27 protein-coding genes and 1 tRNA gene are annotated in these 25,827 nt (G+C 70.8%); 15 read left to right on the top strand and 13 right to left on the bottom strand.

Features of this window, described 5'->3' with window-relative positions; translation table 11 throughout:
* The first annotated feature begins 52 nt into the window (after window positions 1-52).
* The 6 genes from paaA to ABZ370_RS10950 all read left to right on the top strand — a co-directional run bounded on the left by paaA (window position 53) and on the right by ABZ370_RS10950 (window position 4,897).
* The gene (gene paaA, locus ABZ370_RS10975; protein WP_358619029.1) at window positions 53-1,009 is read left to right on the top strand and encodes a 1,2-phenylacetyl-CoA epoxidase subunit PaaA; all 957 of its coding nucleotides are present in this window, start codon (window positions 53-55) and stop codon (window positions 1,007-1,009) included.
* The gene (gene paaB / locus ABZ370_RS10970; RefSeq protein WP_358619027.1) at window positions 1,006-1,302 is read left to right on the top strand and encodes a 1,2-phenylacetyl-CoA epoxidase subunit PaaB; all 297 of its coding nucleotides are present in this window, start codon (window positions 1,006-1,008) and stop codon (window positions 1,300-1,302) included. The genes paaA and paaB overlap by 4 nt, the downstream gene beginning before the upstream one ends.
* On the top strand, window positions 1,299-2,000 hold the full coding sequence (gene paaC, locus ABZ370_RS10965) for a 1,2-phenylacetyl-CoA epoxidase subunit PaaC (RefSeq protein ID WP_358619026.1): 702 nt from the start codon (window positions 1,299-1,301) through the stop codon (window positions 1,998-2,000). Before paaB ends, paaC begins: the two co-directional genes overlap by 4 nt.
* Complete coding sequence (gene paaD / locus ABZ370_RS10960) at window positions 1,994-2,530, top strand: 1,2-phenylacetyl-CoA epoxidase subunit PaaD (protein WP_358619024.1); 537 nt, start codon at window positions 1,994-1,996, stop codon at window positions 2,528-2,530. The genes paaC and paaD overlap by 7 nt, the downstream gene beginning before the upstream one ends.
* Complete coding sequence (locus tag ABZ370_RS10955) at window positions 2,530-3,639, top strand: 2Fe-2S iron-sulfur cluster-binding protein (RefSeq protein WP_358619022.1); 1,110 nt, start codon at window positions 2,530-2,532, stop codon at window positions 3,637-3,639. The genes paaD and ABZ370_RS10955 overlap by 1 nt, the downstream gene beginning before the upstream one ends.
* A gap of 103 nt (window positions 3,640-3,742) precedes the next feature.
* Window positions 3,743-4,897, top strand: a complete 1,155-nt coding sequence (locus tag ABZ370_RS10950; RefSeq protein WP_358619021.1) for an acyl-CoA dehydrogenase family protein — start codon at window positions 3,743-3,745, stop codon at window positions 4,895-4,897.
* An 18-nt stretch (window positions 4,898-4,915) separates the two neighbouring features.
* Here the strand turns inward: ABZ370_RS10950 and ABZ370_RS10945 are convergent, their stop codons facing one another.
* The 4 genes from ABZ370_RS10945 to ABZ370_RS10930 all read right to left on the bottom strand — a co-directional run bounded on the left by ABZ370_RS10945 (window position 4,916) and on the right by ABZ370_RS10930 (window position 8,344).
* A complete protein-coding gene (locus tag ABZ370_RS10945; protein ID WP_358619019.1) occupies window positions 4,916-5,269 on the bottom strand; it encodes a rhodanese-like domain-containing protein in 354 nt (117 codons plus the stop codon).
* 60 nt (window positions 5,270-5,329) lie between these two features.
* On the bottom strand, window positions 5,330-6,268 hold the full coding sequence (locus ABZ370_RS10940; RefSeq protein ID WP_358619017.1) for a hypothetical protein: 939 nt from the start codon (window positions 6,266-6,268) through the stop codon (window positions 5,330-5,332).
* Between the two features lie 99 nt (window positions 6,269-6,367).
* On the bottom strand, window positions 6,368-7,813 hold the full coding sequence (locus ABZ370_RS10935; protein ID WP_358619016.1) for a DUF2252 domain-containing protein: 1,446 nt from the start codon (window positions 7,811-7,813) through the stop codon (window positions 6,368-6,370).
* Between the two features lie 150 nt (window positions 7,814-7,963).
* The gene (locus ABZ370_RS10930) at window positions 7,964-8,344 is read right to left on the bottom strand and encodes a helix-turn-helix domain-containing protein (RefSeq protein WP_358619014.1); all 381 of its coding nucleotides are present in this window, start codon (window positions 8,342-8,344) and stop codon (window positions 7,964-7,966) included.
* 119 nt (window positions 8,345-8,463) lie between these two features.
* Here ABZ370_RS10930 and ABZ370_RS10925 point away from each other — a divergent pair, with 119 nt between their 5' ends.
* Window positions 8,464-9,117: an NAD(P)H-dependent oxidoreductase gene (locus ABZ370_RS10925; RefSeq protein WP_358619012.1), complete on the top strand. Its 654-nt coding sequence runs from the start codon at window positions 8,464-8,466 to the stop codon at window positions 9,115-9,117.
* A gap of 296 nt (window positions 9,118-9,413) precedes the next feature.
* On the opposite strand, the gene ABZ370_RS10920 is transcribed toward ABZ370_RS10925, so the two are convergent.
* Window positions 9,414-9,500, bottom strand: a tRNA-Leu gene (locus ABZ370_RS10920).
* Window positions 9,501-9,806: 306 nt separating this feature from the next.
* Here ABZ370_RS10920 and ABZ370_RS10915 point away from each other — a divergent pair.
* The 6 genes from ABZ370_RS10915 to pknB all read left to right on the top strand — a co-directional run bounded on the left by ABZ370_RS10915 (window position 9,807) and on the right by pknB (window position 17,920).
* Window positions 9,807-10,658: a DUF3662 and FHA domain-containing protein gene (locus ABZ370_RS10915; protein WP_358619010.1), complete on the top strand. Its 852-nt coding sequence runs from the start codon at window positions 9,807-9,809 to the stop codon at window positions 10,656-10,658.
* Between the two features lie 10 nt (window positions 10,659-10,668).
* Window positions 10,669-11,193: an FHA domain-containing protein gene (locus ABZ370_RS10910; RefSeq protein ID WP_358619008.1), complete on the top strand. Its 525-nt coding sequence runs from the start codon at window positions 10,669-10,671 to the stop codon at window positions 11,191-11,193.
* Window positions 11,194-11,268: 75 nt separating this feature from the next.
* Window positions 11,269-12,849 carry a PP2C family serine/threonine-protein phosphatase gene (locus ABZ370_RS10905; RefSeq protein ID WP_358619318.1) on the top strand — a complete coding sequence of 527 codons (1,581 nt, stop codon included), beginning with the start codon at window positions 11,269-11,271 and terminating at the stop codon, window positions 12,847-12,849.
* A gap of 23 nt (window positions 12,850-12,872) precedes the next feature.
* A complete protein-coding gene (locus ABZ370_RS10900) occupies window positions 12,873-14,300 on the top strand; it encodes an FtsW/RodA/SpoVE family cell cycle protein (RefSeq protein WP_358619006.1) in 1,428 nt (475 codons plus the stop codon).
* Complete coding sequence (locus tag ABZ370_RS10895) at window positions 14,297-15,763, top strand: penicillin-binding protein 2 (RefSeq protein WP_358619005.1); 1,467 nt, start codon at window positions 14,297-14,299, stop codon at window positions 15,761-15,763. Before ABZ370_RS10900 ends, ABZ370_RS10895 begins: the two co-directional genes overlap by 4 nt.
* 171 nt (window positions 15,764-15,934) lie before the next feature.
* On the top strand, window positions 15,935-17,920 hold the full coding sequence (pknB, locus tag ABZ370_RS10890) for a Stk1 family PASTA domain-containing Ser/Thr kinase (protein ID WP_358619003.1): 1,986 nt from the start codon (window positions 15,935-15,937) through the stop codon (window positions 17,918-17,920).
* Window positions 17,921-18,037: 117 nt separating this feature from the next.
* On the opposite strand, the gene ABZ370_RS10885 is transcribed toward pknB, so the two are convergent.
* From ABZ370_RS10885 to ABZ370_RS10860, 6 genes are all read right to left on the bottom strand, one after another.
* Window positions 18,038-18,784, bottom strand: coding sequence for a class E sortase (locus tag ABZ370_RS10885; RefSeq protein ID WP_358619001.1), 747 nt, complete (start codon window positions 18,782-18,784; stop codon window positions 18,038-18,040).
* Window positions 18,785-18,817: 33 nt separating this feature from the next.
* Window positions 18,818-20,170 carry a class E sortase gene (locus tag ABZ370_RS10880; RefSeq protein WP_358619000.1) on the bottom strand — a complete coding sequence of 451 codons (1,353 nt, stop codon included), beginning with the start codon at window positions 20,168-20,170 and terminating at the stop codon, window positions 18,818-18,820.
* On the bottom strand, window positions 20,167-20,817 hold the full coding sequence (locus ABZ370_RS10875; RefSeq protein WP_358618998.1) for an aminodeoxychorismate/anthranilate synthase component II: 651 nt from the start codon (window positions 20,815-20,817) through the stop codon (window positions 20,167-20,169). The genes ABZ370_RS10880 and ABZ370_RS10875 overlap by 4 nt, the downstream gene beginning before the upstream one ends.
* On the bottom strand, window positions 20,814-20,990 hold the full coding sequence (locus tag ABZ370_RS10870) for a hypothetical protein (protein WP_358618996.1): 177 nt from the start codon (window positions 20,988-20,990) through the stop codon (window positions 20,814-20,816). The genes ABZ370_RS10875 and ABZ370_RS10870 overlap by 4 nt, the downstream gene beginning before the upstream one ends.
* An 84-nt stretch (window positions 20,991-21,074) precedes the next feature.
* On the bottom strand, window positions 21,075-21,761 hold the full coding sequence (locus tag ABZ370_RS10865) for a class E sortase (protein ID WP_358618994.1): 687 nt from the start codon (window positions 21,759-21,761) through the stop codon (window positions 21,075-21,077).
* Window positions 21,762-21,782: 21 nt separating this feature from the next.
* Window positions 21,783-22,553 carry a DUF881 domain-containing protein gene (locus ABZ370_RS10860; protein WP_358618992.1) on the bottom strand — a complete coding sequence of 257 codons (771 nt, stop codon included), beginning with the start codon at window positions 22,551-22,553 and terminating at the stop codon, window positions 21,783-21,785.
* 145 nt (window positions 22,554-22,698) lie between these two features.
* On the opposite strand from ABZ370_RS10860, the gene crgA reads away from it, so the two are divergent.
* Window positions 22,699-22,956 (top strand): cell division protein CrgA, encoded by a 258-nt coding sequence (gene crgA / locus ABZ370_RS10855; protein ID WP_358618990.1) that lies wholly within the window; start codon window positions 22,699-22,701, stop codon window positions 22,954-22,956.
* Between the two features lie 348 nt (window positions 22,957-23,304).
* Here the strand turns inward: crgA and ABZ370_RS10850 are convergent, their stop codons facing one another.
* Together ABZ370_RS10850 and ABZ370_RS10845 are read right to left on the bottom strand one after the other, a co-directional pair.
* Window positions 23,305-24,183, bottom strand: coding sequence for a rhomboid family intramembrane serine protease (locus ABZ370_RS10850; RefSeq protein ID WP_358618988.1), 879 nt, complete (start codon window positions 24,181-24,183; stop codon window positions 23,305-23,307).
* Between the two features lie 94 nt (window positions 24,184-24,277).
* Entirely contained in the window at window positions 24,278-24,811 is a 534-nt protein-coding gene (locus ABZ370_RS10845; RefSeq protein ID WP_009716467.1) for a peptidylprolyl isomerase, read from the bottom strand.
* Between the two features lie 283 nt (window positions 24,812-25,094).
* Between ABZ370_RS10845 and ABZ370_RS10840 the strand changes: the two genes are divergently transcribed.
* Complete coding sequence (locus tag ABZ370_RS10840) at window positions 25,095-25,820, top strand: DUF5324 family protein (protein ID WP_358618987.1); 726 nt, start codon at window positions 25,095-25,097, stop codon at window positions 25,818-25,820.
* Window positions 25,821-25,827 lie beyond the last annotated feature (7 nt).

The following is a 25,827-nucleotide window of genomic DNA, read 5'->3' as shown; positions in this document are numbered from 1 at the left end:
CCCGGCTGGTCGGTGGGACGGACGGCGGGGACGGATGGCGAAGGGGCTTCGCATGACGACGACGGCGGCGGAAGCCGGGGCGGGGGCCTACGAGGCGGTGTTCGACGCCGCCCTGGCCGCGGACGAGCGCATCGAACCGCGCGACTGGATGCCCGACGCCTACCGGGCGTCCCTGGTCCGGCAGATCGCGCAGCACGCCCACTCCGAGATCATCGGCATGCAGCCCGAGGCCAACTGGATCACCCGCGCCCCCTCACTGCGGCGCAAGGCGATCCTGATGGCGAAAGTCCAGGACGAGGCGGGCCACGGCCTGTACCTCTACAGCGCGGCGGAAACCCTGGGCATCAACCGGGACGAGCTGCTCGACAAGCTCCACTCGGGCCGCCAGAGATACTCGTCGATCTTCAACTATCCGACGCTGACCTGGGCGGATGTGGGCGCCATCGGCTGGCTGGTGGACGGCGCGGCGATCACCAACCAGGTCCCGCTGTGCCGCTGCTCCTACGGGCCGTACGCCCGCGCGATGGTCCGCATCTGCAAGGAGGAGTCCTTCCACCAGCGCCAGGGATATGAGCTGCTGCTGGCCCTGAGCCGGGGCACCGAGGCCCAGCACGCCATGGCCCAGGACGCGGTGGACCGCTGGTGGTGGCCGTCGCTGATGATGTTCGGCCCGCCCGACGACACCTCGGCGCACTCCGCCCAGTCGATGGCCTGGAAGATCAAGCGGCATTCCAATGACGAGCTGCGCCAGCGCTTCGTCGACATCTGCGTCCCCCAGGCCGAATCCCTCGGCCTCACCCTCCCCGACCCCGATCTGGCGTGGAACGAGGAGCGGGGCCACCACGACTTCGGCCCCATCGACTGGGACGAGTTCGGCGAAGTGCTGCGGGGAAACGGGCCGTGCAACGCCCAGCGGATCTCCCAGCGGCGCCGGGCCCACGAGGAAGGCGCCTGGGTGCGCGAGGCGGCCGCGGCGTACGCGGCCAAGCACGAGGAGGCACGGGCATGAGCGGTGGCGGAGACGGCGCATGGCCGCTGTGGGAGGTGTTCGTCCGCGGCAGGCGCGGCCTCGCGCACACCCACGCCGGTTCCCTGCACGCCCCGGACGCGGAGATGGCCCTGCGGAACGCGCGCGATCTGTACACCCGCCGCTCGGAGGGCGTCTCGATCTGGGTGGTGCCCTCCACCTCGGTCACCGCCTCCTCGCCGGACGAGAAGGACCCGTTCTTCGAGCCCGCCGCCGACAAGCCCTACCGGCACCCCACGTTCTACGAGATCCCGGAGGGGGTGCGGCACCTGTGACCGCGGCCCTCGCCCTGGGCGACGACGCGCTGGTGCTCTCCCACCGGCTGGGGGAGTGGGCGGGCCATGCCCCCGTGCTGGAGGAGGATGTCGCGCTCGCCAACATCGCCCTCGATCTGCTCGGCCAGGCCCGGGTGCTGCTCTCCCTCGTCGGCGACGAGGACGAGCTGGCCTATCTCCGCGAGGAGCGGGCGTTCCGCAACGTCCAGCTGGTCGAGCAGCCGAACGGGGACTTCGCCCACACCATCGCCCGCCAGCTCTACTTCTCCACCTACCAGGAGCTGTTGTACGAGGAGCTGGCGCGCGGCGACGGCCCGTTCGCACCGCTGGCCGCCAAGGCGGTCAAGGAGGTCGCCTACCACCGCGATCACGCCGAGCACTGGACGCTGCGGCTCGGCGACGGCACGGAGGAGAGCCATCAGCGGACGCGCCGCGGGCTGGACGCGCTGTGGCGGTTCACCGGCGAGCTGTTCGAGCCGGTCGAGGGGTGCGACGTCGAGTGGTCCGCGCTGCACGGCGCATGGCTGGAGCGCGTCACCGCCATCCTCACCCGGGCCGGGCTCAGCCTGCCCGAGGGCCCGCGGCGCGGTGCCTGGGCGGCCGGTGCCGGGCGCCAGGGCATCCACACCGAGCCGTTCGGCCCGATGCTCGCGCAGATGCAGCATCTGCACCGCAGCCACCCGGGGGCGGCATGGTGACGCCCGCGCCCCACACGCCCGTGCCCCACACGCCCGGTGCCACCGCGCTCGAAGAGGAGCTGCGGCAGCTGGCCGGAGCCGTGCCGGACCCGGAGCTGCCGATGGTGTCCCTGGCCGAGCTGGGCGTGCTGCGGGGCTTGCGGGTCCCGGCGCCGGGCCGGGTCGAGGTCGAGCTGACCCCCACCTACACCGGCTGCCCGGCGGTGGAGTCGATGGCCGCCGATATCGAACGGGTGCTGCACGACCACGGCATGGCCGAGGTCGAGGTCCGCACGGTGCTCGCCCCGCCCTGGACGACGGACGCGATCAGCGCCGAGGGCCGCCGCAAGCTCGCGGAGTCCGGCATAGCGCCGCCCGCGCCACAGCGCGCCGCGGCGGGCGGACCGGTGCCCGTCGAGCTGACGGTGCGCTGTCCGCACTGCGGATCGACCGAGACCACGCTGCTGAGCCGCTTCTCCTCCACCGCGTGCAAGGCGCTGCGCCGCTGCGAGACCTGCCGCGAACCGTTCGACCACTTCAAGGAGTTGTGATGGCCGCGGAAGCGGTGCCGAGCGCCGCGCCCCACCACGGCGCGTTCCATCCGCTGCGGGTGGCGGCCGTCGACCCGCTCGCCGATGACGCGGTGGCCGTCACCCTCCGGGTGCCGCCCGCGCTGCGCGAGACGTTCCGCTTCGCCCCCGGGCAGCACATCGCGGTGCGGCGGTTCACGGACGGCGCGGAGATCCGGCGTACGTACTCGATCTGCACCCCCGCCCCGGGCCCGGAGGGGCCGGAGCTGCTGCGGGTCGGGGTGCGGCGGGTGGAGGGCGGCGCGTTCTCCACGTACGCCCTCAAGGAGCTGGCGGTCGGGGAGGTGGTGGAGGTGATGGCCCCGGCGGGCCGGTTCGTGCTGGACCCCAGGCCCGGCCACTTCGCCGCGGTCGTCGGCGGCAGCGGCATCACCCCCGTGCTGTCCATCGCCGCCACCCTGCTGGAGCGGCAGCCCGAGGCCCGCTTCTGTCTGATCCGCAGCGACCGCACCGCGGCCTCCACGATGTTCCTGGAGGAGATCGCCGATCTCAAGGACCGCTGGCCCGACCGGTTCCAGCTGGTGTGCGCCCTCTCCCGGGAGGAACAGCAGACCGGGCTGGTGTCCGGGCGGCTGGATCAGGAGCGGCTGACCGGGCTGCTCCCCGCGCTGCTCCCGGTGCCCTCGGTGGACGGCTGGTTCCTGTGTGGTCCGTACGGGCTGGTGCGCGCCGCCGAGAAGGCGCTGCGCGGGCTCGGGGTGCCCCGTGGCCGGGTCCATCAGGAGATCTTCCATGTGGCGGGCGAGCCCGGTGAGGGCATCTCCGCTGCGCCGGGCCCGGCAGCCGGACCCTCGCACAGCACGGTGACGGCGACCCTGGACGGCCGGTCGGGCAGCTGGCCGGTGCGGGACGGGGAGCCGCTGCTGGAGACCGTGCTGCGCAATCGCGCCGACGCGCCGTATGCCTGCAAGGGCGGGGTGTGCGGTACCTGCCGGGCGTTCCTGGTCTCCGGGGAGGTGCGGATGGACCGGAACTTCGCGCTGGAGCCGGAGGAGCTGGAGGCGGGCTATGTGCTCTCCTGCCAGTCCCATCCGCTCGGCGAGCGGGTGGAGCTGGACTTCGACCGCTGACCGGCCACCGAGGCGTTCCCTTCCAGTGAGCGTTCCCTTTTTGTAGAACGTGTTCTATCTTGACGGTCCGTCAGATGAGGCTCGCGGCGCGGGAGGACGGACAGTGGACTTCACCTTCACCGAGGAGCAACAGGCAGCTGTGGAGGCGGCGAAGGCCGTCTTCTCCTCCACCACACCGGACGGCGTGCCCAGCCCCGCCCTCACCCCGGGTGCCGTCGCCGACGACATCGACCGCGCGCTGTGGCGCAGACTCGCCGACGCCGACCTGCTCGGGCTGATCCTCGACCCGCGCTACGGCGGCTCCGGGCTCGACCCGCTCGCCCTGTGCCTGGTGCTGCGCGAATCCGCGAAGGTGCTGGCCCGGGTGCCCCTGCTGGAGACCGGCGCGGCGGCCCTCGCCGTGCAGCGGTACGGCGCACCCGAGTTGTGCGCGGCCGTGCTGCCCCGGGCCGCCCGAGGCGACCTCGTACTCACCGTGGCCACCGCCGGGCGCACCGGCCACGGCCCGGCCGAACTCGCCGTCCAGGCACATCAGGACGGCGGCGACTGGGTGCTGGACGGGGTGCAGACCGCCGTCCCCTGGGCCGCCGACGCCGACCTTCTGCTGATCCCGGCCCACACCGGCGCGGGCCGGGCGCTCCTCGCGCTGATCCCCCGCGACCGGGCGGGAGTCGGCCTGGACGCGCAGGTGTCCACCAGTGGCGAGCGGCTGGCCGAAGTCCGGCTGGACGCCGTACGGACGGCCGGTCACGAGGTGCTCGACGCGGACGGCGCCTGGGACTGGCTGCGCGCGCTGCTCACCACCGGCACCTGTGCGCTGGCGCTGGGCGTCGGCACGGCGGTGCTCGACCTGACCAGCTCGTACACGTCCACGCGTGAGCAGTTCGGCCATCCGCTCGCCACGTTCCAGGCGGTCGCCGTCCAGACCGCCGACCGCTACATCGATCTGCGGACCATGGAGGCCACGCTGTGGCAGGCCGCCTGGCGGCTCTCCCGGGACGAGAAGGGCCCGGAGGCGACGGCGAACGGGGCGCTGCCGGTCGCCGGAGACGTGGCGGTCGCCAAGATATGCGCCGCCGACGGCGTGCGCCGGGTCGTCCAGACCGCCCAGCATCTGCACGGCGGCTTCGGCGCGGTCACCGACTATCCGCTGCACCGCTATCACGCCTGGGCCAAGCAGCTGGAGTTGTCCCTGGGCTCGGCCGCCGCCCACGAGGAGGAGCTCGGCGATCTCCTCGCCACCCACACCCTCGCCTGAGGCGACCCGCGAAAGGGTCTACAGCACGAAGGCGCCGCCGGCCGTGCCGTCCTGGCCGCCGACCATCGGCCGGCCCGCCGCGTCCCAGGCGAGCATCCCGCCGTCCACGTTCACCGCGTCCAGGCCCTGGGCGACCAGATACTGCGTCACCTGCGCGGACCGCCCGCCGACCCGGCACATCACATGCACCCGGTGCCCCTCGCCGGCCGACTCGGTCAGCTCACCGAACCGGGCGACGACCTGGCCCATCGGGATGTGAAGGGCGCCCTCGACATGCCCGGCCGCCCACTCGTCGTCCTCCCGGACGTCCAGCAGAAAGCCGTCGGCCGGCACCGCCGCGGCCTCCACCTGGGGAAGCTGGGCAAAATGCATCACACACACCTCTCACACGACATGGGCCGCCCGATGACATGGGCAACCTGGCACAACCTACTACCGCGCCAGCTCCGCGAGCCGGGCCTCCTTCTCGGAGACCTGGGCGATCAGCTGCTCGGCGATCTCGTCCAGCAGCCGGTCCGGATCTTCCGGCGCCATCTTGATCATCGCGCCGATCGCGCTCGACTCGAGTTCGTTGGCGGCCTCGGCCAGCATCTCCTTGCGCTCGGCCAGCCACTCCAGCCGGGCGTACAGCTCCTCGCTGCGGCTCGCCCGCCGCTCGGGCGGCGGCGGACCGGCCTCCCACTCCTCGGCCAGCTTCCGCAGAAGCGCCTCGTCCCCGGCCGCGTACGCCGCGTTGACCCGCACGATGAACTCACCGCGCCGCTCCCGCTCGGCCTCCTCCTCCGCCAGGTCCGGATGGGCCTTGCGGGCCAGGTCCCGGTAGATCCGGCGGGCCTCCTCGCCCGGCCGCACCCGGGGCGGCGGCTGCACCGGCTGCTCGGTGAGCATCGCGGACGCCTCCGGCGACAGTCCGTCCGAGTCGATCCAGCCGTGGAACAGCTCCTCCACACCGGGCATCGGCTGCACCAGTCCGCGCGCCTCACGGGCCCTGCGCTGGTCCTCCGGATCACCGGTGCGCGCCGCGACCGCCTCGGCGATCAGCGCGTCCAGCTCGTCCAGGCGCGAGTACATCGGCCCGAGCCGCTGATGGTGCAGCCGGGAGAAGTTCTCCACCTCGACCCGGAAGGTCTCCACCGCGATCTCGAACTCGATCAGCGCCTGCTCGGCCGCCCGCACCGCCCGCTCAAGACGCTCGGCGGCCCGCGTCTCCTCCTCGGACCGTGCCTCTTCGGCCCGTTCCTCTTCCTCGGATCGCGCCTCCTCGGACCGTGCCTGCTCGGGCTGTGCCTCGGCCGGTGCCCGGGATTCCTCCTGGGGCTCCGCCTCGGGCACCGCCCGCTGTGCCTGTTGCTGCGCTTCCCGGTTCGTCACCCGCTCAGCCTACGTGGGGCGCCCCTCGGGACCAGGGGGTGTCTTGCCGATCATGCCGGGCTCTGATCCGGCCTGATCGGCAAGACATCCCCTGAAGCCTCACACCCCCGGCTCGGCCGCTATCCGCCCGGCACGCACCGCGGCCAGCAGCTCCGCGTGGTCGGCCTCCGTACGGTCCGCGTACGCCACCGCGAAGTCGGCCACCGCCTCGTCCAGCTCCTCCCCCTTGCCGCAGTACCCGGCGAGCAGCCGCGGATCGGCGCTGTGCGCATGCGCCCGCGCGAGCAGCGCGCCCGTCATCCGCCCGTAGTCGTCCATCTGGTCGGCGGCCAGCGCCGCCGGGTCCACGCTCCCCTTGCGGTTGCGGAACTGCCGTACCTGGTACGGCCGCCCGAGCACCGTCGTCCAGCCGAGCAAGATGTCGCTGACGACCTGCATCCGCTTCTGGCCGCGCACCACCCGCCGCCCCTCGTGGACGACCTCGGGTATCTCGAACCCGGCCCGCCCCAGATGCGGCAGCAGCGCGGACGGCCGGGCCTCCTTCACCTGGAGCACCAGCGGCTCGCCCCGGTGATCGAGCAGCAGCACCACATACGAACGCGTCCCCACGCTGCCCGTGCCCACGACCCGGAACGCCACATCGTGCACCTCGTACCGGGCGAGCAGCGGCAGCCGGTCTTCGGGCAGCGTGCCCAGATAGTCGCCGAGCGCCGCCGCGACCGCCACCGCCTCGGCATCCGGCACCCGCCGCAGCACCGGCGGCGCGTCCACGAAGCGCCGGGCCACCGGCCGGCCCGAGGAGCCCCCGTCCCCCGGGACGGCCTCCGTGGCCTTCGCGGCGAAGCGCGCGCTCGTGTTCCGCCGGGCCTTCTCGACGACCCGCTCCAGCGTGCCCGCCAGGTCCCGGGCGTCGGTGTGCGAGACCAGCTCCTCGTCCGCGATCGCGTTCCACGCGTCGGTGGCCGGGAGCTTGGCCAGCAGCCGCACCGTGCGCCGGTAGGCGCCCGCCGCGTCACGGGCCGCCGACCGGCAGGTGTCCTCGTCGGCACCTGCCTCCCGCCCGGCCAGCACCAGCGAGGCCGCGAGCCGCTTCACATCCCACTCCCACGGACCGTGGACGGTCTCGTCGAAGTCGTTCAGGTCGATGACCAGACCGCCGCGCGCGTCCCCGTAGAGCCCGAAGTTGGCGGCGTGCGCATCACCACAGAGCTGTGCGCCGACGCCGGTGACCGGGGTGCTCGCCAGATCGTGGGCCATCAGCCCGGCCGAACCACGGAGGAAGGAGAACGGGGTCGCGATCATCCGCCCCACCCGTATCGGCGTCAGCTCGGGCAGCCGCCCGGCGTTCGACCGCTCGACCGCCGCCACCGCGTCCGGCCGCCCGGGGCCGGGCGACGGCAGCGCGGCGTGCGCCGAGCGCGGCACCCGCTTCCGCAGCGCCTTCCCCTCCTGCCGGGGGGAGGGGCCCTCGCCGCGCCAGGCGGCGAACCCCGGGACCTGGGGCAGCCTCCGGGTCGCCCCGCCCACACCCGTGCCGTCAGCCATCACGCCCCCGCTTCGTCCCGCTTCGTTCAAGCACGTCACCAGCACCGCCGACGGCGGCTCACACCGTCGACCGACCAGCACCGTACCCCCGATCGGCCAGATCCCGTCAGGGCCTGTGGAAAACTCCGGCGAACGCGGCGAAGTGCCTGCTCAGGGCCGGAACTGGTCCGGGCAGCCGCCGCCTTCGGGCAGATGGTCCTCGGCCCACTGCCCGAGTTCCTTCAGCGCGGGCTCCAGGGCCTTCCCCGCCTCCGTCAGCCGGTAGGCCACCCGCAGCGGGGGCCCTGGGTCCACTTCCCGGACCACCAGTCCCGCCGCCGACAGTTCGGTGAGCCGGTCCGACAGCATCCGCTCGCTGATGCCCGGGATAGCCCGCCGCAACTCGGCGAAGTACGCCCCCTGTTGGGTCAGCACGGCCACGATCAGCCCGGTCCATCGCTTCCCGAACAGCTCGAAGACCCGGGTCATCTTGCCGTCGACCTGCTTGCACACGTGCTCGTTGTGCACCTCGGGCCCGCCTCCGTCCGCCATGGAATACACGATACTGCGTTCCCGTTGGGAGCTAAAGAAAAGTAAGCTACTGTGCCAATTGCAGGTACGTAGAAAACCCCCGCTCCTTTGTGGAGCGCTTTGCCCACGGAGGCACCTCCATGTCCACGCTTCTTCACATCGACACGTCCGTCTTCCCCGTCGAGGCCTCGGCCTCCCGCGCGGTGACCGCCACCTTCCGCAAGGAGTGGGAGGCCCAGCATCCGAACGGCACGGTCATCTACCGCGACCTGGCCGCCGAGCCGCTGCCGCACCTGGACGGTTTCGCCGCTCAGGCCGGGTTCGTCCCGGCCGAGAGCCAGACGCCCGAGCAGCAGGCTGCCTTCGCGCTGCGCGAGACCCTGGCCACTGAGCTGGAGCGGGCCGACGTGGTCCTCATAGGCGCCCCGATGTACAACTTCACGATCCCCTCCACCCTCAAGGCGTGGCTGGACCACGTGATCATCATGGGCCGGACCTCCGGCGCCGAGCAGACCACCACCTCGGGCACCCCGGCGATCGTCGTCGCCAGCCGGGGCGGCGGCTATGGCCCGGGCACGCCGCGCGAGAGCTTCGAGTTCGTCACGACCTACCTGGAGAAGGCGCTCAAGGGCGCGCTCAACCTCGACGTGGAGTTCGTTGTGCCGGAGCTCACGCTGGCCCGCAGCAACCCGGCGATGGCCGACCTGATCGAGCTCGCGGACTCCTCCAAGGCGAAGGCCCACGAGGACGCCGCCTCGAAGGCCAAGGAGCTCGCCACCCGCTTCGCCGCCTGATCCGAGGCCGCCCGGTCACGGAACCGCGGGGCATCCCCACCCGGGGAGGCCCCGCTTCCGTTTGTCCGGTGCGATGTCCGTGACGAGGCCCGTGTCAAGGTCCGCGACAAGGTCCGGGCCGAGCCCGTCAAGACTGATGTGGATCAAGCCGAACTGGCAGTGGATCAAGCCGAAGTCGAGCCGGACGCGACTCAGAGGCGGCTCGGAAGCGAGGAATCGGGGAAGCGAGGAAGCTACCTACGCGAAGCGGGCCTCCCCCGAGCGACTTTCGTCACTCCGGAGAGGCCCGCTCCGACTGGTGCGCGAGGGGGGAGTTGAACCCCCACGCCCTTTCGGGCACTGGAACCTGAATCCAGCGCGTCTGCCTATTCCGCCACCCGCGCATGGGTGCTTGTCTTCCGTTCACCGCCTGCTCCCGGGGCCTTTCGGTCCGGTTCGCTGCGGCGCCTTCCGACATCCAGAACACTAGCACGCTGGTCTGGGTGGATTCACACTCGTTGTCGAGCCCCCGCCCGGAGGGGCTCCGTCGCGGTTGCGGGACACTGTCCAGAGGGCACCTCTACGATCCTGTGAGAGGTGACACTGCTCCACAGGGCCAGGAAGGGGAACCACCCGATTTCCCGACGCGTGGATACGATCAGTAAGCAGTACCAGGACGACACTGAGCACGACTAGGAAGGAGGTGCCCCGTGGGAGTACTGAAGCGCTTCGAGCAGCGTCTCGAGGGTCTCGTGAACGGCACCTTCGCCAAGGTGTTCAAATCGGAGGTCCAGCCCGTCGAGATCGCGGGCGCGCTCCAGCGTGAGTGCGACAACAACGCGACCATCTGGAACCGGGACCGGACCGTCGTCCCCAACGACTTCATCGTCGAGCTGAGCACCGGCGACTACGAGCGGCTCGCGCCGTACTCCGGGCAGCTCGGCGACGAGCTCTCCGGCATGGTCCGCGACTACGCCAAGCAGCAGCGGTACACCTTCATGGGCGGCGTCAAGGTCCACCTGGAGAAGGCCGACGACCTCGACACCGGCCTGTACCGGGTGCGCAGCCGGACGCTGGCCTCCAGCGAGTCCCAGAGCCCGGCCGCCCAGCAGGCTCCGGCCCGCGGCGGGACACCGCAGCAGCGGCCGGGCGGCTACGGGCAGCCCGCGGGTGCACCGTCCATGCCCAGCGCCCCTCCCGGCGGCGCCCCTCCCGGCGGCGCCCGTCCCGGGGCCCGGAGCGCGGGCGCGGGCGCCGGCGCCGGTCCTCAGCCGCAGGGTCAGACCCGGCGCTGGATTGAGATCAATGGCACTCGCCACCAGATCTCCCGGTCCACCCTGGTTATGGGCCGCAGCACCGACGCTGACGTGCGCATTGACGATCCCGGGGTCTCCCGCAGGCACTGCGAAATCCGGGTCGGAACACCGCCGACCGTCCAGGATCTGGGGTCGACGAACGGCATCGTGGTGGACGGACAGCACACCACCCGCGCTACGCTCCGCGACGGCTCACGGATCGTCGTGGGCAGCACCACCATCGTTTACCGGCAAGCCGAAGGGTGAAGCGGGGGCAATGTCAGAGCTGACCCTCACGGTCATGCGGTTGGGTTTCCTCGCCGTACTGTGGCTGTTCGTCATCGTGGCCGTTCAGGTCATCCGTAGCGACCTGTTCGGGACTCGCGTGACGCAGCGCGGTTCGTCGCGCCGTGGCGCCCCCGACCGGCAACAGCAGCAACAGCGGCAGCAACAGCAGACCGCACCGCCCCAGCAGCGCCAGCAGCCCTCGGGCCGCGGCCGCCGCGGGGCCCCCACCAAGCTGGTGGTCTCCGAAGGCACGCTGACCGGCACCACGGTCGCGCTCCAGGGACAGACCATCACTCTCGGTCGTGCGCACGATTCAACAATCGTGCTGGACGACGACTACGCCTCCAGCCGGCATGCCAGGATCTACCCGGACCGTGACGGCCAGTGGATCGTCGAGGATCTCGGCTCCACCAATGGCACCTATCTGGACCGGAACCGGCTCACCACACCGACACCGATTCAGCTGGGTGCACCGATCCGCATCGGCAAGACCGTCCTCGAGCTGCGGAAGTAGTAGGACCATGACGACCGGAGGGTGGGCAGCGTGGTTGGCAAGGGGCTGTACCCGGAGCCGACGGGCGAGGTGCGCATGAGTCTGTCACTGCGTTTCGCCGCCGGGTCCCACAAGGGCATGATCCGGGAGGGCAACGAGGACTCCGGCTACGCCGGCCCCCGGCTGCTCGCCATCGCCGACGGCATGGGCGGCCAGGCCGCCGGCGAGGTCGCCAGCTCCGAGGTGATCTCCACCCTGGTCCAGCTCGACGACGACGTCCCCGGCTCGGACATCCTGACCTCCCTGGGCACCGCCGTGCAGCGGGCCAACGACCAGCTGCGGGTCATGGTCGAGGAGGACCCCCAGCTGGAGGGCATGGGCACCACACTCACCGCCCTGCTGTGGACCGGCCAGCGGCTCGGCCTCGTGCACGTGGGCGACTCGCGCGCGTACCTGCTGCGCGACGGCGCGCTCACCCAGATCACCCAGGACCACACCTGGGTGCAGCGGCTCGTCGACGAGGGCCGCATCACCGAGGAGGAGGCGGGCACCCACCCGCAGCGCTCCCTGCTGATGCGCGCGCTCGGCAGCGGCGACCATGTCGAGCCCGACCTGTCCATCCGTGAGGTCCGGGCCGGCGACCGCTACCTCATCTGCTCCGACGGCCTGTCCGGCGTCGTGAGCCACCAGACCCTCGAGGACACCCTCGCCAGCTACCAGGGCCCGCACGAGACGGTGCAGGAGCTGATCCAGCTCGCACTCCGCGGCGGCGGCCCCGACAACATCACCTGCATCGTCGCCGACGTCCTCGACGTGGACGGCGGCGACACCCTGGCGGGCCAGCTCAACGACACCCCCGTGATCGTCGGCGCGGTGGCCGAGAACCAGGTCCCCCTCGGGGACGGCGGCGCCGGCAACACCCCGGCGAGCCGCGCCGCCGAGCTCGGGCGGAACCGGCCCGTACCGCAGCAGGGCGACGCACCGGACGGCTTCGGGCCGCCCGGCAGCGGCGACCCGGGCCTCGGCGGACCGTCCGAGGGCAGTTACGGGGCCTACGCGGAGGGCGACTACACCAAGAAGAGCGGCCGCAAGACCTGGATCAAGCGGTCGCTGTTCATCGCACTGGGCCTCGCCGTGATCGGCGGCGGGCTCTACAGCGGCTACCAGTGGACGCAGAAGCAGTACTACGTGGGCTCCAACGGGGACCACGTCGCGATCTACCGGGGCATCAGCCAGGACCTCGCGTGGATCAAGCTCAACAAGGTCCATGAGGACCACCGCGAGATCGAACTCAAGTACCTCCCCACCGACCAGCGCAGCCGGGTGGAGGACACCATCGCGGTCAGCGGGCTCGGCCAGGCCGAGGACAAGACAAAGGATCTCGCCACTCTCGCCAGCGCCTGCAGAAAGGCTGACGAGCAGCGCAAGGCGGAGGAGAGCCAGAAGGACCTCACCGGCGGCAAGGGGCAGGCCGGCGGCGGTTCCGGAGGCAAGGCAAGCAGCAGCAGCAGCGGTAAGCCGCAGCAGAGTCAGAGCGCGACCACGGGGTTGCGCGCCGCCAAGGCCACACCGACGCCGAAGAACACGGCGCCGACCTCTCCCACTCCGAAGCCGGGTCCCACCCTGTCGGAGCAGGAGAAGGAGTTGGTCCCGCAGTGCAGCAGCACCCAGCCGTGAAGCCGTGAGAGGGCCGCCCACCCATGAGCAGTAGTACGACCAACACGACCACGATCAGTACGTCCGGTCCGCCGAGCCGCCGCAACACCGAGCTGGCCATGCTGGCGTTCGCGGTGATCATTCCGGTCTTCGCGTATGCCAACGCGGGCCTGGCCCTCAGCGACGAGCTGCCCTCGGGCATGCTCAGCTACGGCATCGGGCTCGGCCTGCTCGCAGCCGTCGGCCACATCGTGGTGCGCAAGTTCACCCCGTACGCCGATCCGCTGCTGCTGCCGATCGCCACGCTCCTCAACGGTCTCGGCCTCGTGATCATCTGGCGGCTGGACCAGTCGAGGCGGCTGGCCCAGCGGGCGAAGGACATCGGTCAGACCTTCGCACCCTCCGCGCCCAACCAGCTGATGTACTCGGCAATGGGCGTGGCCCTGTTCGTGGCCGTCCTGATCCTCCTCAAAGATCACCGGATCCTGCAGCGGTACACCTACATCTCCATGATCGGTGCGCTGATCCTGCTGATCCTGCCGATGTTCTTCCCGGCCCGGTTCGGCGCACGCATCTGGATCACCGTCGGCTCCTTCTCCATCCAGCCCGGTGAGTTCGCGAAGATCATCATCGCGGTCTTCTTCTCCGGCTACCTCATGGTGAAGAGGGACGCGCTCGCGCTGGCCAGCCGCCGCTTCATGGGGCTGTACCTGCCGCGCGGCCGTGACCTCGGTCCGATCCTGATCGTCTGGGCCATGAGCATCCTGATCCTGGTCTTCGAGACCGACCTCGGAAGCTCGCTGCTGTTCTTCGGCCTGTTCGTCGTCATGCTGTACGTCGCGACCGAGCGCACCAGCTGGATCGTCTTCGGTCTGCTGATGTCGGCGGTCGGCGCGGTCGGTGTCGCGTCCTTCGAGTCGCACGTGAAGGTCCGTGTGATGTCGTGGCTGCACCCGTTCGCCGTCTACGACACCCCCCGGCCGAGCTGGGCCACCACCGACCAGATCGCCCTGTCCCTGATGTCCTTCGGTTCCGGCGGCGTCTCCGGCAGCGGCTGGGGCCAGGGCGCCTCCGACCTGATCGGATTCGCGGCCAACTCCGACTTCATCCTCGCCACCGTCGGCGAGGAGCTGGGGCTCGCCGGCACCATGGCGTTCCTCCTGCTGTACGGCCTCATCGTGGAGCGCGGCATGCGCACGGCGCTGGCCGCCCGGGACCCGTTCGGCAAGCTGCTGGCGGTCGGTCTGTCCGCGGCGTTCGGCATCCAGGTCTTCGTCGTCGCGGGCGGTGTGATGGGTCTCATCCCGCTGACCGGTATGACGATGCCGTTCGTGGCGTACGGCGGTTCGTCGGTGCTCGCCAACTGGGCACTCATCGCGCTGCTCATCAAGATCAGCGACACCGCCCGGCGGCCCGCGCCCGCGCCCGCCCCCTCCACTGACGCCGAGATGACTCAGGTGGTCCGCCCGTGAACAAGCCCCTGCGCCGAATCGCGATCTTCTGCGGCATCCTGGTTCTCGCCCTGCTGGTGCGGGACAACTGGATTCAGTACGTCCAGGCGGAAGGCCTCAAGACCAACAAGCAGAACCGGCGCGTGGCGATCGCCCAGTACAGCCAGCCGCGCGGCAACATCATCGTCGACGGCCGCCCGATCACCGGGTCGGTGGCGACCGACGGGGTCGACTTCAAGTACAAGCGCACGTACAAGAACGGTCCGATGTGGGCACCGGTCACCGGGTACGCCTCCCAGGCCTTCGGCCTCACCCAGCTCGAAAGCATCGAGGACGGCACCCTCACCGGCAACGACGACCGGATGTTCTTCAACCGTACGGTCGACATGTTCACCGGCAAGAAGCCGAAGGGCGGTGACGTCATCACCACCCTGAACGCCAAGGCCCAGGAGGCCGCTTACAAGGGGCTCGGCAAGAACAAGGGCGCCGTCGCCGCGCTCGACCCGCGCACCGGCAAGGTCCTCGCCCTCGCGTCCACCCCGAGCTACGACCCGTCGAAGTTCGCGGGCAGCTCGACGGACGACGCGGACGTCTGGAAGGGCATGTCGAAGGACAAGGAGGAGCCGACGCTGAACCGGGCGCTGCGGCAGACGTACCCGCCGGGCTCCACGTTCAAGGTCCTCACCGCCGCGGCCGCGCTGGAGAACGGCAAGTACACGGACATCGACGCACCGACCAACTCGCCGCTGCCGTGGCAACTGCCGCTGTCCAGCCAGCCCCTGCGCAACGAGGGGAACATCCCCTGCAAGAACGCCACCCTGCGGCAGGCCCTGCGCTTCTCCTGCAACACCGTCTTCGGCAAGCTCGGTGACGACCTGGGCAAGGAGAAGATGCTGGAGGAGGCGAAGAAGTTCGGCTTCAACGACGAGATCTTCATGCCCGTCCGCGCGTCCGCGAGCTTCTACCCCGAGAAGATGGACCGGCCGGGCAACGCCCTGTCCTCGATCGGCCAGTTCGACACCCGCGCCACCCCGCTGCAGATGGCCATGGTCGCCGCCGGGATCGCCAACGACGGCAAGCTGATGAAGCCGTACATGGTCGACTCGCTGCGCGCCCCCAACCTGAACACGATCGACCAGACCAGCCCGGAGCAGATGAGCCAGCCGCTCAGCTCGGAGAACGCCGGGAAGCTCCAGGACATGATGGAGACCGTGGTCAAGGAGGGCACCGGCACCAACGCCCAGATCCCCGGCGCCACGGTCGGCGGCAAGACCGGTACCGCGCAGCACGGCGTCGACAACAGCGAGAACCCGTACGCCTGGTTCATCTCGTACGCCAAGACCGACGAGGGCTCCCCGGTCGCGGTCGCCGTCGTGGTGGAGAGTTCCGACACCCTTCGCGACGACATCGCGGGCGGCAAGCTCGCGGCGCCGATCGCCAAGGATGTGATGAAGGCGGTGCTCGCCAGCGAGCGCGACAAGTGACGCCGGTCACGCCCTGATGCGAATCCCGCACGTCGTCGTACCGGTCCGGTATCAAGTATCGGCCGAGGCCGGGTCCCGTAAGGCGTGCCGGGTACCGTATGCGCGAGCAGCACTTCGCCGGTCCCCCACACAGGGTGTGGCCGGGAATGACGGAAGAGGGCTGGAGTAGCTATGGAAGAGCCGCGTCGCCTCGGCGGCCGGTACGAGCTGGGCTCGGTGCTCGGCCGCGGTGGCATGGCCGAGGTCTACCTCGCGCACGACACCCGCCTCGGCCGTACTGTCGCCGTGAAGACGCTCCGGGTGGACCTCGCCCGCGATCCGTCCTTCCAGGCCCGGTTCCGCCGAGAGGCCCAGTCGGCCGCCTCGCTCAACCATCCCGCGATCGTCGCGGTCTACGACACCGGCGAGGACTACGTCGACGGTGTCTCGATCCCGTACATCGTGATGGAGTACGTCGACGGCTCCACTCTGCGTGAGCTTCTCCACTCCGGCAGAAAGCTGCTCCCCGAGCGCTCGATGGAGATGACCGTCGGGATTCTCCAGGCCCTGGAGTACTCGCACCGGAACAACATCGTCCACCGCGACATCAAGCCCGCGAACGTGATGCTCACGCGCAGCGGCCAGGTCAAGGTGATGGACTTCGGCATCGCCCGGGCCATGGGCGACGCCGGTATGACCATGACGCAGACTGCTGCCGTCATCGGGACCGCGCAGTACCTCTCCCCCGAGCAGGCCAAGGGCGAGACCGTCGACGCGCGCAGCGACCTCTACTCCAGCGGCTGTCTGCTGTACGAGCTGCTGACGGTGCGGCCGCCGTTCGTCGGGGACTCCCCGGTGGCCGTGGCCTACCAGCACGTACGGGAAGAGCCGCAGCCGCCGAGCACGTACGACCCGGACATCACTCCGGAGATGGACGCGATCGTCCTGCGGGCCCTGGTCAAGGACCCCGACTACCGCTACCAGTCGGCCGACGAGATGCGCGCCGACATCGAGGCGGCACTCGAAGGCCAGCCGGTCGCCGCGACCGCCGCCCTGGGCGCGGTCGGCTACGGCTCGAACGACCAGCCCACGACGATGCTGCGGCCGCAGGACTCCGGTCCGGCGACCTCGATGCTGCCCCCGATGCGGGACGACGACGGCGGCTTCGGCTACGACGAGCGGCCGGAGCGCCGGCGCGGCGGCTCGGGGAAGAAGAGCAACCTCTCGACGATCCTGCTGGTGGTGGCCGGCATCCTGGTGCTGGTCGGCGCGATCTTCATCGGCAAGGCGATCTTCAGCGGCGGCAAGAACGACAGCATGGTCACAGTGCCGACGCTGACCGGCAAGTCGTTCAAGGAAGCCAGCTCCGAGGGGCAGAACGGCGACTTCAAGGTCGAGAAGGTCGGCTCCGATTTCTGCGACCAGGCGAAGGACACCGTCTGCAGGCAGAACCCGGAGAACGGCGAGATCAAGCGGTACGGCACGGTCGAGCTGACCATGTCGAAGGGCAAGAAGCCGGCGGAGAAGGTCGAGGTCCCGGACGTCCTCAACGTCCAGTTCGAGTCGGCCCGGGCGTCGCTCAAGGCCAAGGGCTTCACGGTCGAGAAGGAGACCGAGGAGTCCGACCAGACGGCGGGCAAGGTCACCCGGCAGAGCCTGGACGCCGGCAAGAAGGTCGCGCGGGGCACCACGATCACCCTGACCGTCGCCACGCCGCAGCAGCAGGTCTCCGTCCCCGACGTGACCACCAAGCCCCTCGCGGACGCCGAGACGGCGCTCAAGGCGCAGGGCTTCAAGGTCCAGTCGAAGGAGCAGGAGAGCGGCGACGCCCAGGCCGGCACGGTCATCAGCCAGGACCCGGCCGGTGGCGGAACGGCCGCGCCCGGGTCCGTCATCAACCTGACCGTCGCCAAGGCCCCGGCCCAGCAGGAGCAGGTGCCGGTGCCCAACCTGGGCGGCCAGAAGCTCAAGGACGCCAAGAAGGCCCTCCAGGACCTCGGGCTCAACGTGGGCAACATCAACGGCCCGCAGGACGACAACGCGACCGTGGTCGCCAGCGACCCCGGCGCCGGGAACCAGGTGCCCAAGGGCCAGTCGGTGAACCTCGTCACGGTCCAGGGCAACGGTGGAGGCAACGGCGGGGGCGACGGCGGAGGCTTCTTCGGCGGCCTCGGCTAGCCCGCCTCGCGGACGACCGCACCGCGCGCCGACAGCGCGTATCGCACGGGGAAGCCCCCGGCGCCCTCTACCGGGCGCCGGGGGCTTCCCCGTGGTGCTGGCAGCTGTCGAGTGCGGTCAGCGCAGCTCCTCGGGGGGCGTACGGTCCGCGTCGACCTTCTCGGTGCGCTCCAGCTCGCCCCAGACGACGTAGCGGTGCAGCGAGGTGTAGACCGGGGTGCAGGTCGAGAGGGTGATGTAGCGGCCCGCCTTCTTCCTGCCCGACTCCTTCGGGACCGCGTCCAGCACGTCCACGTTGAACTTCGAGGTCTCGGGCAGCGTCGCGTAGACCTTGTAGACGTACCAGGTGTCCCGGGTCTCGAAGACCACCGGATCGCCGTCGTGGATCTTGTCGATGCCGTGGAATTTGGCGCCGTGCCCGTCCCGGTGGGCGGCCAGCGCGAAGTTGCCCGACTTCGCCCAGGGCATCGCGGACTTCACGGGCTCCGTGTAGTACCCGGCGACGCCATCGTTGAGGATCTTGGCCGAGGTGCCCTTCTCGACCAGCACCTCGCCATCGCCCATGGCCGGTACGTGCAGGAAGCCGATGCCGTCCTTCGTGTCGAGCCTGCCCGGCCCCTGCGCGGCCCAGTGCTTGCGCACCTGGTCGCCCTGCTTCTTCGCCTCCCGGTCGGCGAGGACGTTCGTCCACCACAGCGAGTAGGCCACGAAGAGGGCCAGGATCAGCCCCGCGGTGATCAGCAGCTCGCCCAGTACCCCGATGACCGCCGCGATCCGGCCACGGCCGGAGGTATGGGTCGGCTGAGCCTGCGCGGGCGGGGCGGGGTCCCGGCCCTGCCGCTGGTCGTGGTCGGTCCGTGCCACCGCGTGGTACCCCTTTTCTGGATCTTCCCGGTCCTACTCGACCAGTGCGTCCGGCTTCCCCTCGCCGCGCGGCCGCTCGTCGACCATCTTGCCCCAGACGATCATCCGGTAAGTGCTGGTGAACTCGGGGGTGCAGGTCGTCAGCGTGAGGTAGCGGCCCGGCGCCGTGAAGCCGGAGCCGGGCGGCACCGGGCCGATGACGCCCGTGTTGGACGGGGACGTCTGCGGCAGCATGCTGGTCATGTCGTAGGTGTAGAACCGGCTCTGCGTCTCGACGACGACCTTGTCGCCGGGCTTGAGGCGATTGATGTAGCGGAACGGCTCGCCATGGGTGTTGCGGTGCCCGGCGAGCGCGAAGTTGCCCTTCTTGTCCCACGGCATCGCGGTCTTCAGCTTGCCCTTGGCGTAGTGGCCGACCATGCCGCGGTCGAGGACCTTGTGCTTGTCGATCCCCTCGGCGATCGGGGCCTTCACGTCCAGCTTGGGGATGTAGATGATCGCGAAGCCCTGGCCGGGGGAGAACACGCCCGGATCGCGGTCCGCGCCCTTGGTGTCCCACTTCTTCTGCAGATCGCCCGCCGCGCCGTTCGCCTGCTGGTGCGCCAGGATGTTCGTCCACCACAGCTGGTACGTCACGAAGAGCAGCATCACCACGCCGAGGGTGATGAACACCTCGCCGATCACCCGGCTCGCCACCACGCCGGGGGTGTCCTTGCGGGCCCGGGCGGCGCGCTTGGCCTCCATACGGGTACGGGGCCGCGCCCCCGCGCCGGAAGCGCCTGTGGCCCCGCTGACGGCCGCGCCGCCCCGCGCGTGGGCTCCGTGCCGTCCGCCGCGCTTCGCGGCCTCCTGAGCCGCCTTGCGGCGGGCCGCGCGGCCGCCGGGGGACGGCGCCTCGTCCGGCGCCAGGTCCGGTGTCCCGCCCGGCGTGCGGCCCGGCGTCCGGCTCTGCTCGACCGTGCGCAGCGGCATGGTCCGGTCGTGGGAGGGGGGCACGGTCCGGGCGGCCACGGCCCGCAGCGCCATCGTCTCCTCGTTCCCCGCGGGAGCGCCCGGAGGGACGTCCGCGGGGGCGGCTTCGGCGGCGGCTCCGGGGACCTCCGAGGCGATGGGGGCCAGGACGGCCGTCTCGCCCGCGCTCGCGGCGGCGTCGGGGCCGCCGGGGCTCGCGGGGGCGTCAAGGCCGCCGGGTCCCGTGGCGGCCGACCGGGCGCGCCGCCGTCCGGTGGGCGGTGAGGCGGCCTGCTCGGGGCGCTCGTCCGAGGCCTCCGGACGGGCGCGGCGCCGCCGCCCGCCGAGGTGCGGCTCGGGGGCCGGTGCGGCGCCCGGGGCGGGCTCCGGGGCGCCCTGGGCCGCGCCCTCGGGCCCGGGGCGCGGTGCGGTCACTCGACGGCCTTGCCGCCGACCGCCCCGACCACCGGGGCGAGCCCCGTCGACCGCTCTATCGCGTCCGTGTCGCCGCACTCCACCAGCCAGTTGGCGAGCATGCGGTGACCCCATTCGGTGAGGACGGACTCGGGGTGGAACTGGACACCCTCGACCCGCAGTTCGCGGTGGCGCAGCCCCATGGCGATGCCCGTCTCCGTCCACGCGGTGATCTCCAACGCGTCGGGAACGGTGTCCCGTTCGACCGCGAGGGAGTGGTACCGGGTGGCGGTGAACGGCGACGGCAGCCCGCTGAAGACGCCCGTGCCCTCATGGGTCACCAGCGAGGTCTTGCCGTGCAGCAGCTCCGGGGCGCGGCCGACGACGCCGCCGTAGGCGACGGCCATGGACTGCATCCCCAGGCAGACCCCGAACACCGGCACCCCGGTGTCGGCGCAGTGCCGCACCATGTCGATACAGACGCCGGCCTTCTCGGGGGTGCCGGGGCCGGGGGAGAGCAGCACGCCGTCGAAGCCGTCCTGCGCGTGGGCGAGGGAGACCTCGTCGTTGCGCACCACCTCGCACTCGGCGCCGAGCTGGTAGAGGTACTGGACGAGGTTGAAGACGAAGCTGTCGTAGTTGTCGACGACCAGCACGCGCGCGCTCATCGGGGACCCGCCATTCCCTGGTCGACCGTCACGTCGTTGAACGGCAGCAGCGGCTCCGCCCACGGGAAGACGTACTGGAAGAGCACGAACACGATCGCCAGCACGAGCACGAGCGAAATCCCCGCCCGTGTCCATGCGTTACCCGGCAGATGCCGCCAGATCCAGCCGTACATGCCGTCCCTACTCACCGATGACGAAGTCGATTGCAGCACCGGAGTGCAGGACCAGAGTAAGGGTCCAGGGGTGGGGCAGGTGGGTCAGCTGTACAAAGCCTTGGGCTTGCCTTGGGCAACCGATTGGGTCGCGTCGAGGTGCGCCCAGGCGATCAGCCGGTGACTGTGCCCCCACTCCGGCTCACAGGTCGTGAGCGTCAGATAGCGGCCCGGAGCGCGGAAGCCGGAGGCGCGCGGCACCGGATCGATCACCCCGACGTCGGTCGGCAGGGTGCGATGGGGGCGTCCGGTGATGCGGTACGTGTACCAGGTGGTGCCGTCGGACAGGACGACCGCGTCGCCGGGGCGCAGCCGGGGGAAGTCCTTGAACGGGTCGCCGTAGGTGCGGCGGTGCCCGGCGACCGCGAAGTTTCCCGTGGCGCCGAGGCGGGCGGTGCCCGCGTAGTGCCCGAGCCCCTTGCGCAAGGTGGCGGCTTTGGTGCCCTGGAGGACGGGTTTGGCCCAGTCGGCGCCCAAGCGCGGGATGTACATGATCGCGAAGGAGGTGCCGCTCTCGTAGCGGCGCGGCCGGGGCGCGGGCTCGGCGGCCGCGGCGACCGGCCCCGCGGCCCAGCGGTCCTGGAGGTGGTCGATCTCGCCGTCCATGGCCTGGTCGGCGCGGACGGAGGTCCAGTACAGGAGGTAGACGACCAAGAGGAGGATCAGGGTGCCGCCGGTGACGCACAGCTCACTGAGCGCCCTGACGACCAGCCGTACCCTCTTCGGCCCCATGGGCCCCCCATCGGCGCGCGGCTACGGGACGGGCTGTGCCTGGTGCAGCTCCACTGTGCCGGAGTAGCCGGGAAGAGTCACCGTGTCGTGCTGGTCGACTTTCCAGCCGAGGCCGTACGCCTCGACGTAGGAGCGGTAGTTCTGGATGGCGGGGGAGGCGGTGAGCGCGGTGCTCAGCCGGTCCCGGTCACCCACGGCGGTGATCTTGTACGGCGGGGAGTAGACCTGGCCCTGGAGGATCAGGGTGTTGCCGACGCAGCGCACGGCGCTGGTGGAGATCAGCCGCTGGTCCATCACCTTGATCCCCTTGGCGCCGCCCTGCCACAGCGCGTTCACCACGGCTTGCAGGTCCTGCTGGTGGATGACGAGGTCGTTGGGCTGCGGGTCGGGCACGCCGGGGATCTTGGGGGTGGCGTTCGGCGGGGCGTCGGTAAGGGTGACGGTGAGCCCGGAGCCGCTGAGCCCGCGGGTGCCCGCGGTCTTCTCCAGCTCCTCCAGCTTGCGCTGCTCGGCCTTGGTGCTGCCGTTGTCGCGGCGGGCGAGGGCGTCGACGTCGGAGCGCATCTTGGCGGCGCCCCCGTCGAGCGCACCGTTCTTGCGGCTGCGCTCCTGGATGAGATCGGACAGCCGCAGCATCGATTCATCGCTGCGGATGTCGGTGCCCTGGGCCGTGTTGAAGCTGGTCCAGAAGATGATCCCGGCCAGCGCGAAGACCGCTCCGGTCAGCAGCCGGACGGGCCGGAACGCGGGACGGCGGGACGCCGGGGTGGGGGAGTCAGCGGAATTGCTCAACGTACCCTTACTCCTTACGACGCCGCGGAAGGACTACGCTAACTGACGTGTCGGGGAGGGCAGTGGTCCCCTTCACCGTCCCGCCCCGGCGCAGGTCCGTATACACCCCGCGCGGTCACGCAGCGCATCGACAGGAGAGTTCCTCGTGCCGAAGTCACGTATCCGCAAGAAGGACGATTTCACGCCGCCGCCGGCGAAGCAGGCAACCGCTATCAGCCTGTCCAGCGGCCGCCGGTGGGTGGCCCCACTGATGCTGGCGATGTTCCTGATCGGCCTCGCCTGGATCGTCCTCTTCTACGTGACGACGGGGGACATGCCGGTCAAGTCCCTGGGCAACTGGAACATCGTGGTCGGCTTCGGCTTCATCGCCGCGGGGTTCGTCGTCTCCACCCAGTGGAAGTAGCTCCGCGAGATCCGCTCCGCAGGGCCCGTCCACAGGGTTATCCACAGGCGGGGAAAACTCAGAAGATCTGTGGATAACCTCTGCCGCATTGACGCCGGTGTGATCGGCAGAACGGTCGCGTTCGATCGCTCACACCTGCGTCTTCCTGCGAAAACGCAGGTCAGTACGGTAACGCACAGATGTTCTCCACAGGTTGCGCAAGATCGGCCACGCGCTGTGGACAACTGACCGAACCCACCCCCGTTCGAGACCGCCGGGGGACCGCCTGAGACAGGCTGGAAACCGGCTGAGGCCCACTGAGACCACCTGAGGGCCCGGAGCGCGGTCAGCCCGGTCCCGGCCGCGCGGTCAGCCGGTGAGCTGGAGCGTACGGACCCACACGGTCGCGACGATCACGAGCAGCATCACGGCGCAGGCCACGCGCTGCACCAGGGCGCGCCGCTCCCGCGGCGCGTGCACCATGGCGTACGCCACCACCGTGCCGACCACCAGGCCGCCGACGTGTGCCTGCCAGGCGATGCCGGACCAGCCGAAGGTGAAGATGAGGTTCAGCACGAGCAGCGCGATGACGGGGCGCATGTCGTAGTTGAGCCGGCGCATCAGGACGGCGGTGGCGCCCAGCAGGCCGAAGACCGCGCCGGAGGCGCCGAGCGAGGGCTGGTTCTGCGCGGCGAGCAGATACGACAGCGCGCTGCCGCCGAGCCCCGACAGCAGGTAGAGCGTGAGGTAGCGGGCCCGGCCGAGGGCGGCCTCCAGCGGGGCGCCGATCCACCACAGGGAGAGCATGTTGAAGGCGATGTGCATCGGCTCCTGGTGCAGGAAGACCGCGGTCAGCAGCCGGTACCACTGCCCCTCGGCGACGCCCACGATGTCGGCCGTGCCCGGGTTGTAGGCCCGGCCCACCAGGTCGAAGGCGTCCACCAGCCGGTCACCGGTGCCCAGCACCGCCAGCCAGACGGCGATGTTGAGGCCGATCAGGATCTTGGTGACCAGCCGCGGATCGGCGGTATACGCGCCGCCGGCTATGGTGCGCGGCTCGGCCGCGCGCCGCGGGGGCGCGGGGGGCTCACCGGGGGCGGACGCACCACCGCGCACACACTCCGGGCAGTGGAACCCGACCGAGGCGCTGATCATGCACTCCGGACAGATCGGACGCTCGCAGCGGGTACAGCTGATGCCGGTCTCCCGCTGCGGGTGCCGGTAACAGCAGACCGCCTGGTCCTCCATGGTGTCCCTTCGCCCCCTGTCCGCGGACTTGCGCGCGTTCTCCCGCCCCGCTTGTTCTCACGGACAAGCGGGGCGCGGAGTTCCCGAGCGGGGTTCAGCCCTCGCGGGTCTCCACGACGACCGACTCGATCACGACGTCCTGGAGCGGGCGGTCGGTGCGCGGGTTGGTCGCGGCACCCCCGATGGCGTCGACGACCTTCTTGCTGGCCTCGTCGACGACCTCGCCGAAGATGCTGTGCTTGCCGGTCAGCCAGGTGGTCGGCGCGAGCGTGATGAAGAACTGCGAGCCGTTGGTGCCCGGACCGGCGTTGGCCATGGCCAGCAGGTACGGCTTGTTGAAGGCCAGGTCCGGGTGGAACTCGTCACCGAACTCGTAGCCGGGGCCGCCGGTGCCGTTGCCCAGCGGGTCACCGCCCTGGATCATGAAACCGCTGATCACGCGGTGGAAGACGGTGCCGTCGTAGAGCTTCTCCGCGGCCTTCTTGCCGGTGGCCGGGTGGGTCCACTCGCGCGTACCCTCCGCGAGCTCCACGAAGTTCTTCACGGTCTTGGGGGCGTGGTTCGGCAGCAGCCGGACCACGATGTCGCCGTTGTTCGTCTTGAGGGTGGCGTACAGCTGCTCGGCCACGATCTACCTTCCATCGTTTTCGCTTCCTTGCCCTGATCCTCGCACGGACCCGAGCGCGACGAGTAGCCGTCGAAGACGCACGCGGCGCGCCTTTCCGTGCGGTTTCCGGGACAATCTCCTCTATGACCCGGATGCCGGTTCGCGCATGCCGCGCGGGCTGCGAACGGGCATGATCTCCACAAACAGGCATGATCTTTCTTCAGCTGGAAACACGAAACTGCGCACATGCAGCTCAGCACTCTGCACCCCGGAGCATCACCACGCCACCGAGGAGGAGGTTCCCGTGACCCGCATTGACAGCGTGCGAGCCGCGACCGGCACCGCGAAGGACAGCGTCCTGCACGCCGCGGAGGCGGTGGCGCCGTACGCCGGCACGGCCAAGGACACCGCCACGCAGTACGCGCACGAGGCCCGCGTACGGCTGGCACCGAAGGTCTCCCACGCCGCGCACCAGGCCCGCTGCGCGGCCGGGGGCCAGTACCACGCGCATGTCGCGCCCCGGCTCAACCAGGCCCGCGGCACCCTGCCGCCCAAGGTGGACGCGGCCGCCGCCCGCGCCGCCAAGCGCACCCGCAAGGCCGCGCGGCAGGCCGCCGACTACACCGGGCCGCGCGTCGAGCACGCGGTGGCCGGAGCGCGCGCGGCCGCCGGTCCGGTACGCGAGGAGGCGGTCACCCGGGCGGGCGCGGCCGTCGCGGCGCTGCGCACCCATGTGACGGCGGCCGACATCGAGAAGCTCAGCCGCAAGCGCCGCCGCCGGGCCCGCATGGGCCGCGTCGCCAAGCGCGCCACCTTCATCGGCCTGGTGGGCGCCGGGGTCTTCGCCGCCTGGAAGTGGTGGGACCGGCAGGCCAACCCCGACTGGCTGGTCGAGCCCCCGGCCGCGACCGAGGTGGGCGACCGCGAGCGGCTGGCCGCGGTGGACGGCAGCGACCAGAACACCCTCGACCCCGAGGTGCAGGCCAAGCAGGCCGAGGCCGAGGCCGGGAAGGACGACGAAGAGCGCTGACGCCCTC

The organism is Streptomyces sp. NPDC005962 (assembly GCF_040629205.1).
In the GTDB taxonomy this organism is placed as follows: Bacteria; Actinomycetota; Actinomycetes; order Streptomycetales; family Streptomycetaceae; genus Streptomyces.
Note: the sequence above shows the minus strand (reverse complement) of the source record. Positions and strands in the feature narration are given on the sequence as shown.

Coding starts and splice junctions, on each gene's coding strand:
- pknB (WP_358619003.1), top strand. CDS start 15,935: ATGGAAGAGCCGCGTCGCCTCGGCGGCCGGTACGAGCTGGGCTCGGTG.
- paaD (WP_358619024.1), top strand. CDS start 1,994: ATGGTGACGCCCGCGCCCCACACGCCCGTGCCCCACACGCCCGGTGCC.
- ABZ370_RS10905 (WP_358619318.1), top strand. CDS start 11,269: ATGAGTCTGTCACTGCGTTTCGCCGCCGGGTCCCACAAGGGCATGATC.
- ABZ370_RS10910 (WP_358619008.1), top strand. CDS start 10,669: ATGTCAGAGCTGACCCTCACGGTCATGCGGTTGGGTTTCCTCGCCGTA.
- ABZ370_RS10925 (WP_358619012.1), top strand. CDS start 8,464: ATGTCCACGCTTCTTCACATCGACACGTCCGTCTTCCCCGTCGAGGCC.
- ABZ370_RS10875 (WP_358618998.1), bottom strand. CDS start 20,817: ATGAGCGCGCGCGTGCTGGTCGTCGACAACTACGACAGCTTCGTCTTC.
- ABZ370_RS10945 (WP_358619019.1), bottom strand. CDS start 5,269: ATGCATTTTGCCCAGCTTCCCCAGGTGGAGGCCGCGGCGGTGCCGGCC.
- ABZ370_RS10900 (WP_358619006.1), top strand. CDS start 12,873: ATGAGCAGTAGTACGACCAACACGACCACGATCAGTACGTCCGGTCCG.
- ABZ370_RS10870 (WP_358618996.1), bottom strand. CDS start 20,990: ATGTACGGCTGGATCTGGCGGCATCTGCCGGGTAACGCATGGACACGG.
- ABZ370_RS10850 (WP_358618988.1), bottom strand. CDS start 24,183: ATGGAGGACCAGGCGGTCTGCTGTTACCGGCACCCGCAGCGGGAGACC.
- ABZ370_RS10930 (WP_358619014.1), bottom strand. CDS start 8,344: ATGGCGGACGGAGGCGGGCCCGAGGTGCACAACGAGCACGTGTGCAAG.
- ABZ370_RS10955 (WP_358619022.1), top strand. CDS start 2,530: ATGGCCGCGGAAGCGGTGCCGAGCGCCGCGCCCCACCACGGCGCGTTC.
- paaA (WP_358619029.1), top strand. CDS start 53: ATGACGACGACGGCGGCGGAAGCCGGGGCGGGGGCCTACGAGGCGGTG.
- ABZ370_RS10865 (WP_358618994.1), bottom strand. CDS start 21,761: ATGGGGCCGAAGAGGGTACGGCTGGTCGTCAGGGCGCTCAGTGAGCTG.
- ABZ370_RS10935 (WP_358619016.1), bottom strand. CDS start 7,813: ATGGCTGACGGCACGGGTGTGGGCGGGGCGACCCGGAGGCTGCCCCAG.
- paaB (WP_358619027.1), top strand. CDS start 1,006: ATGAGCGGTGGCGGAGACGGCGCATGGCCGCTGTGGGAGGTGTTCGTC.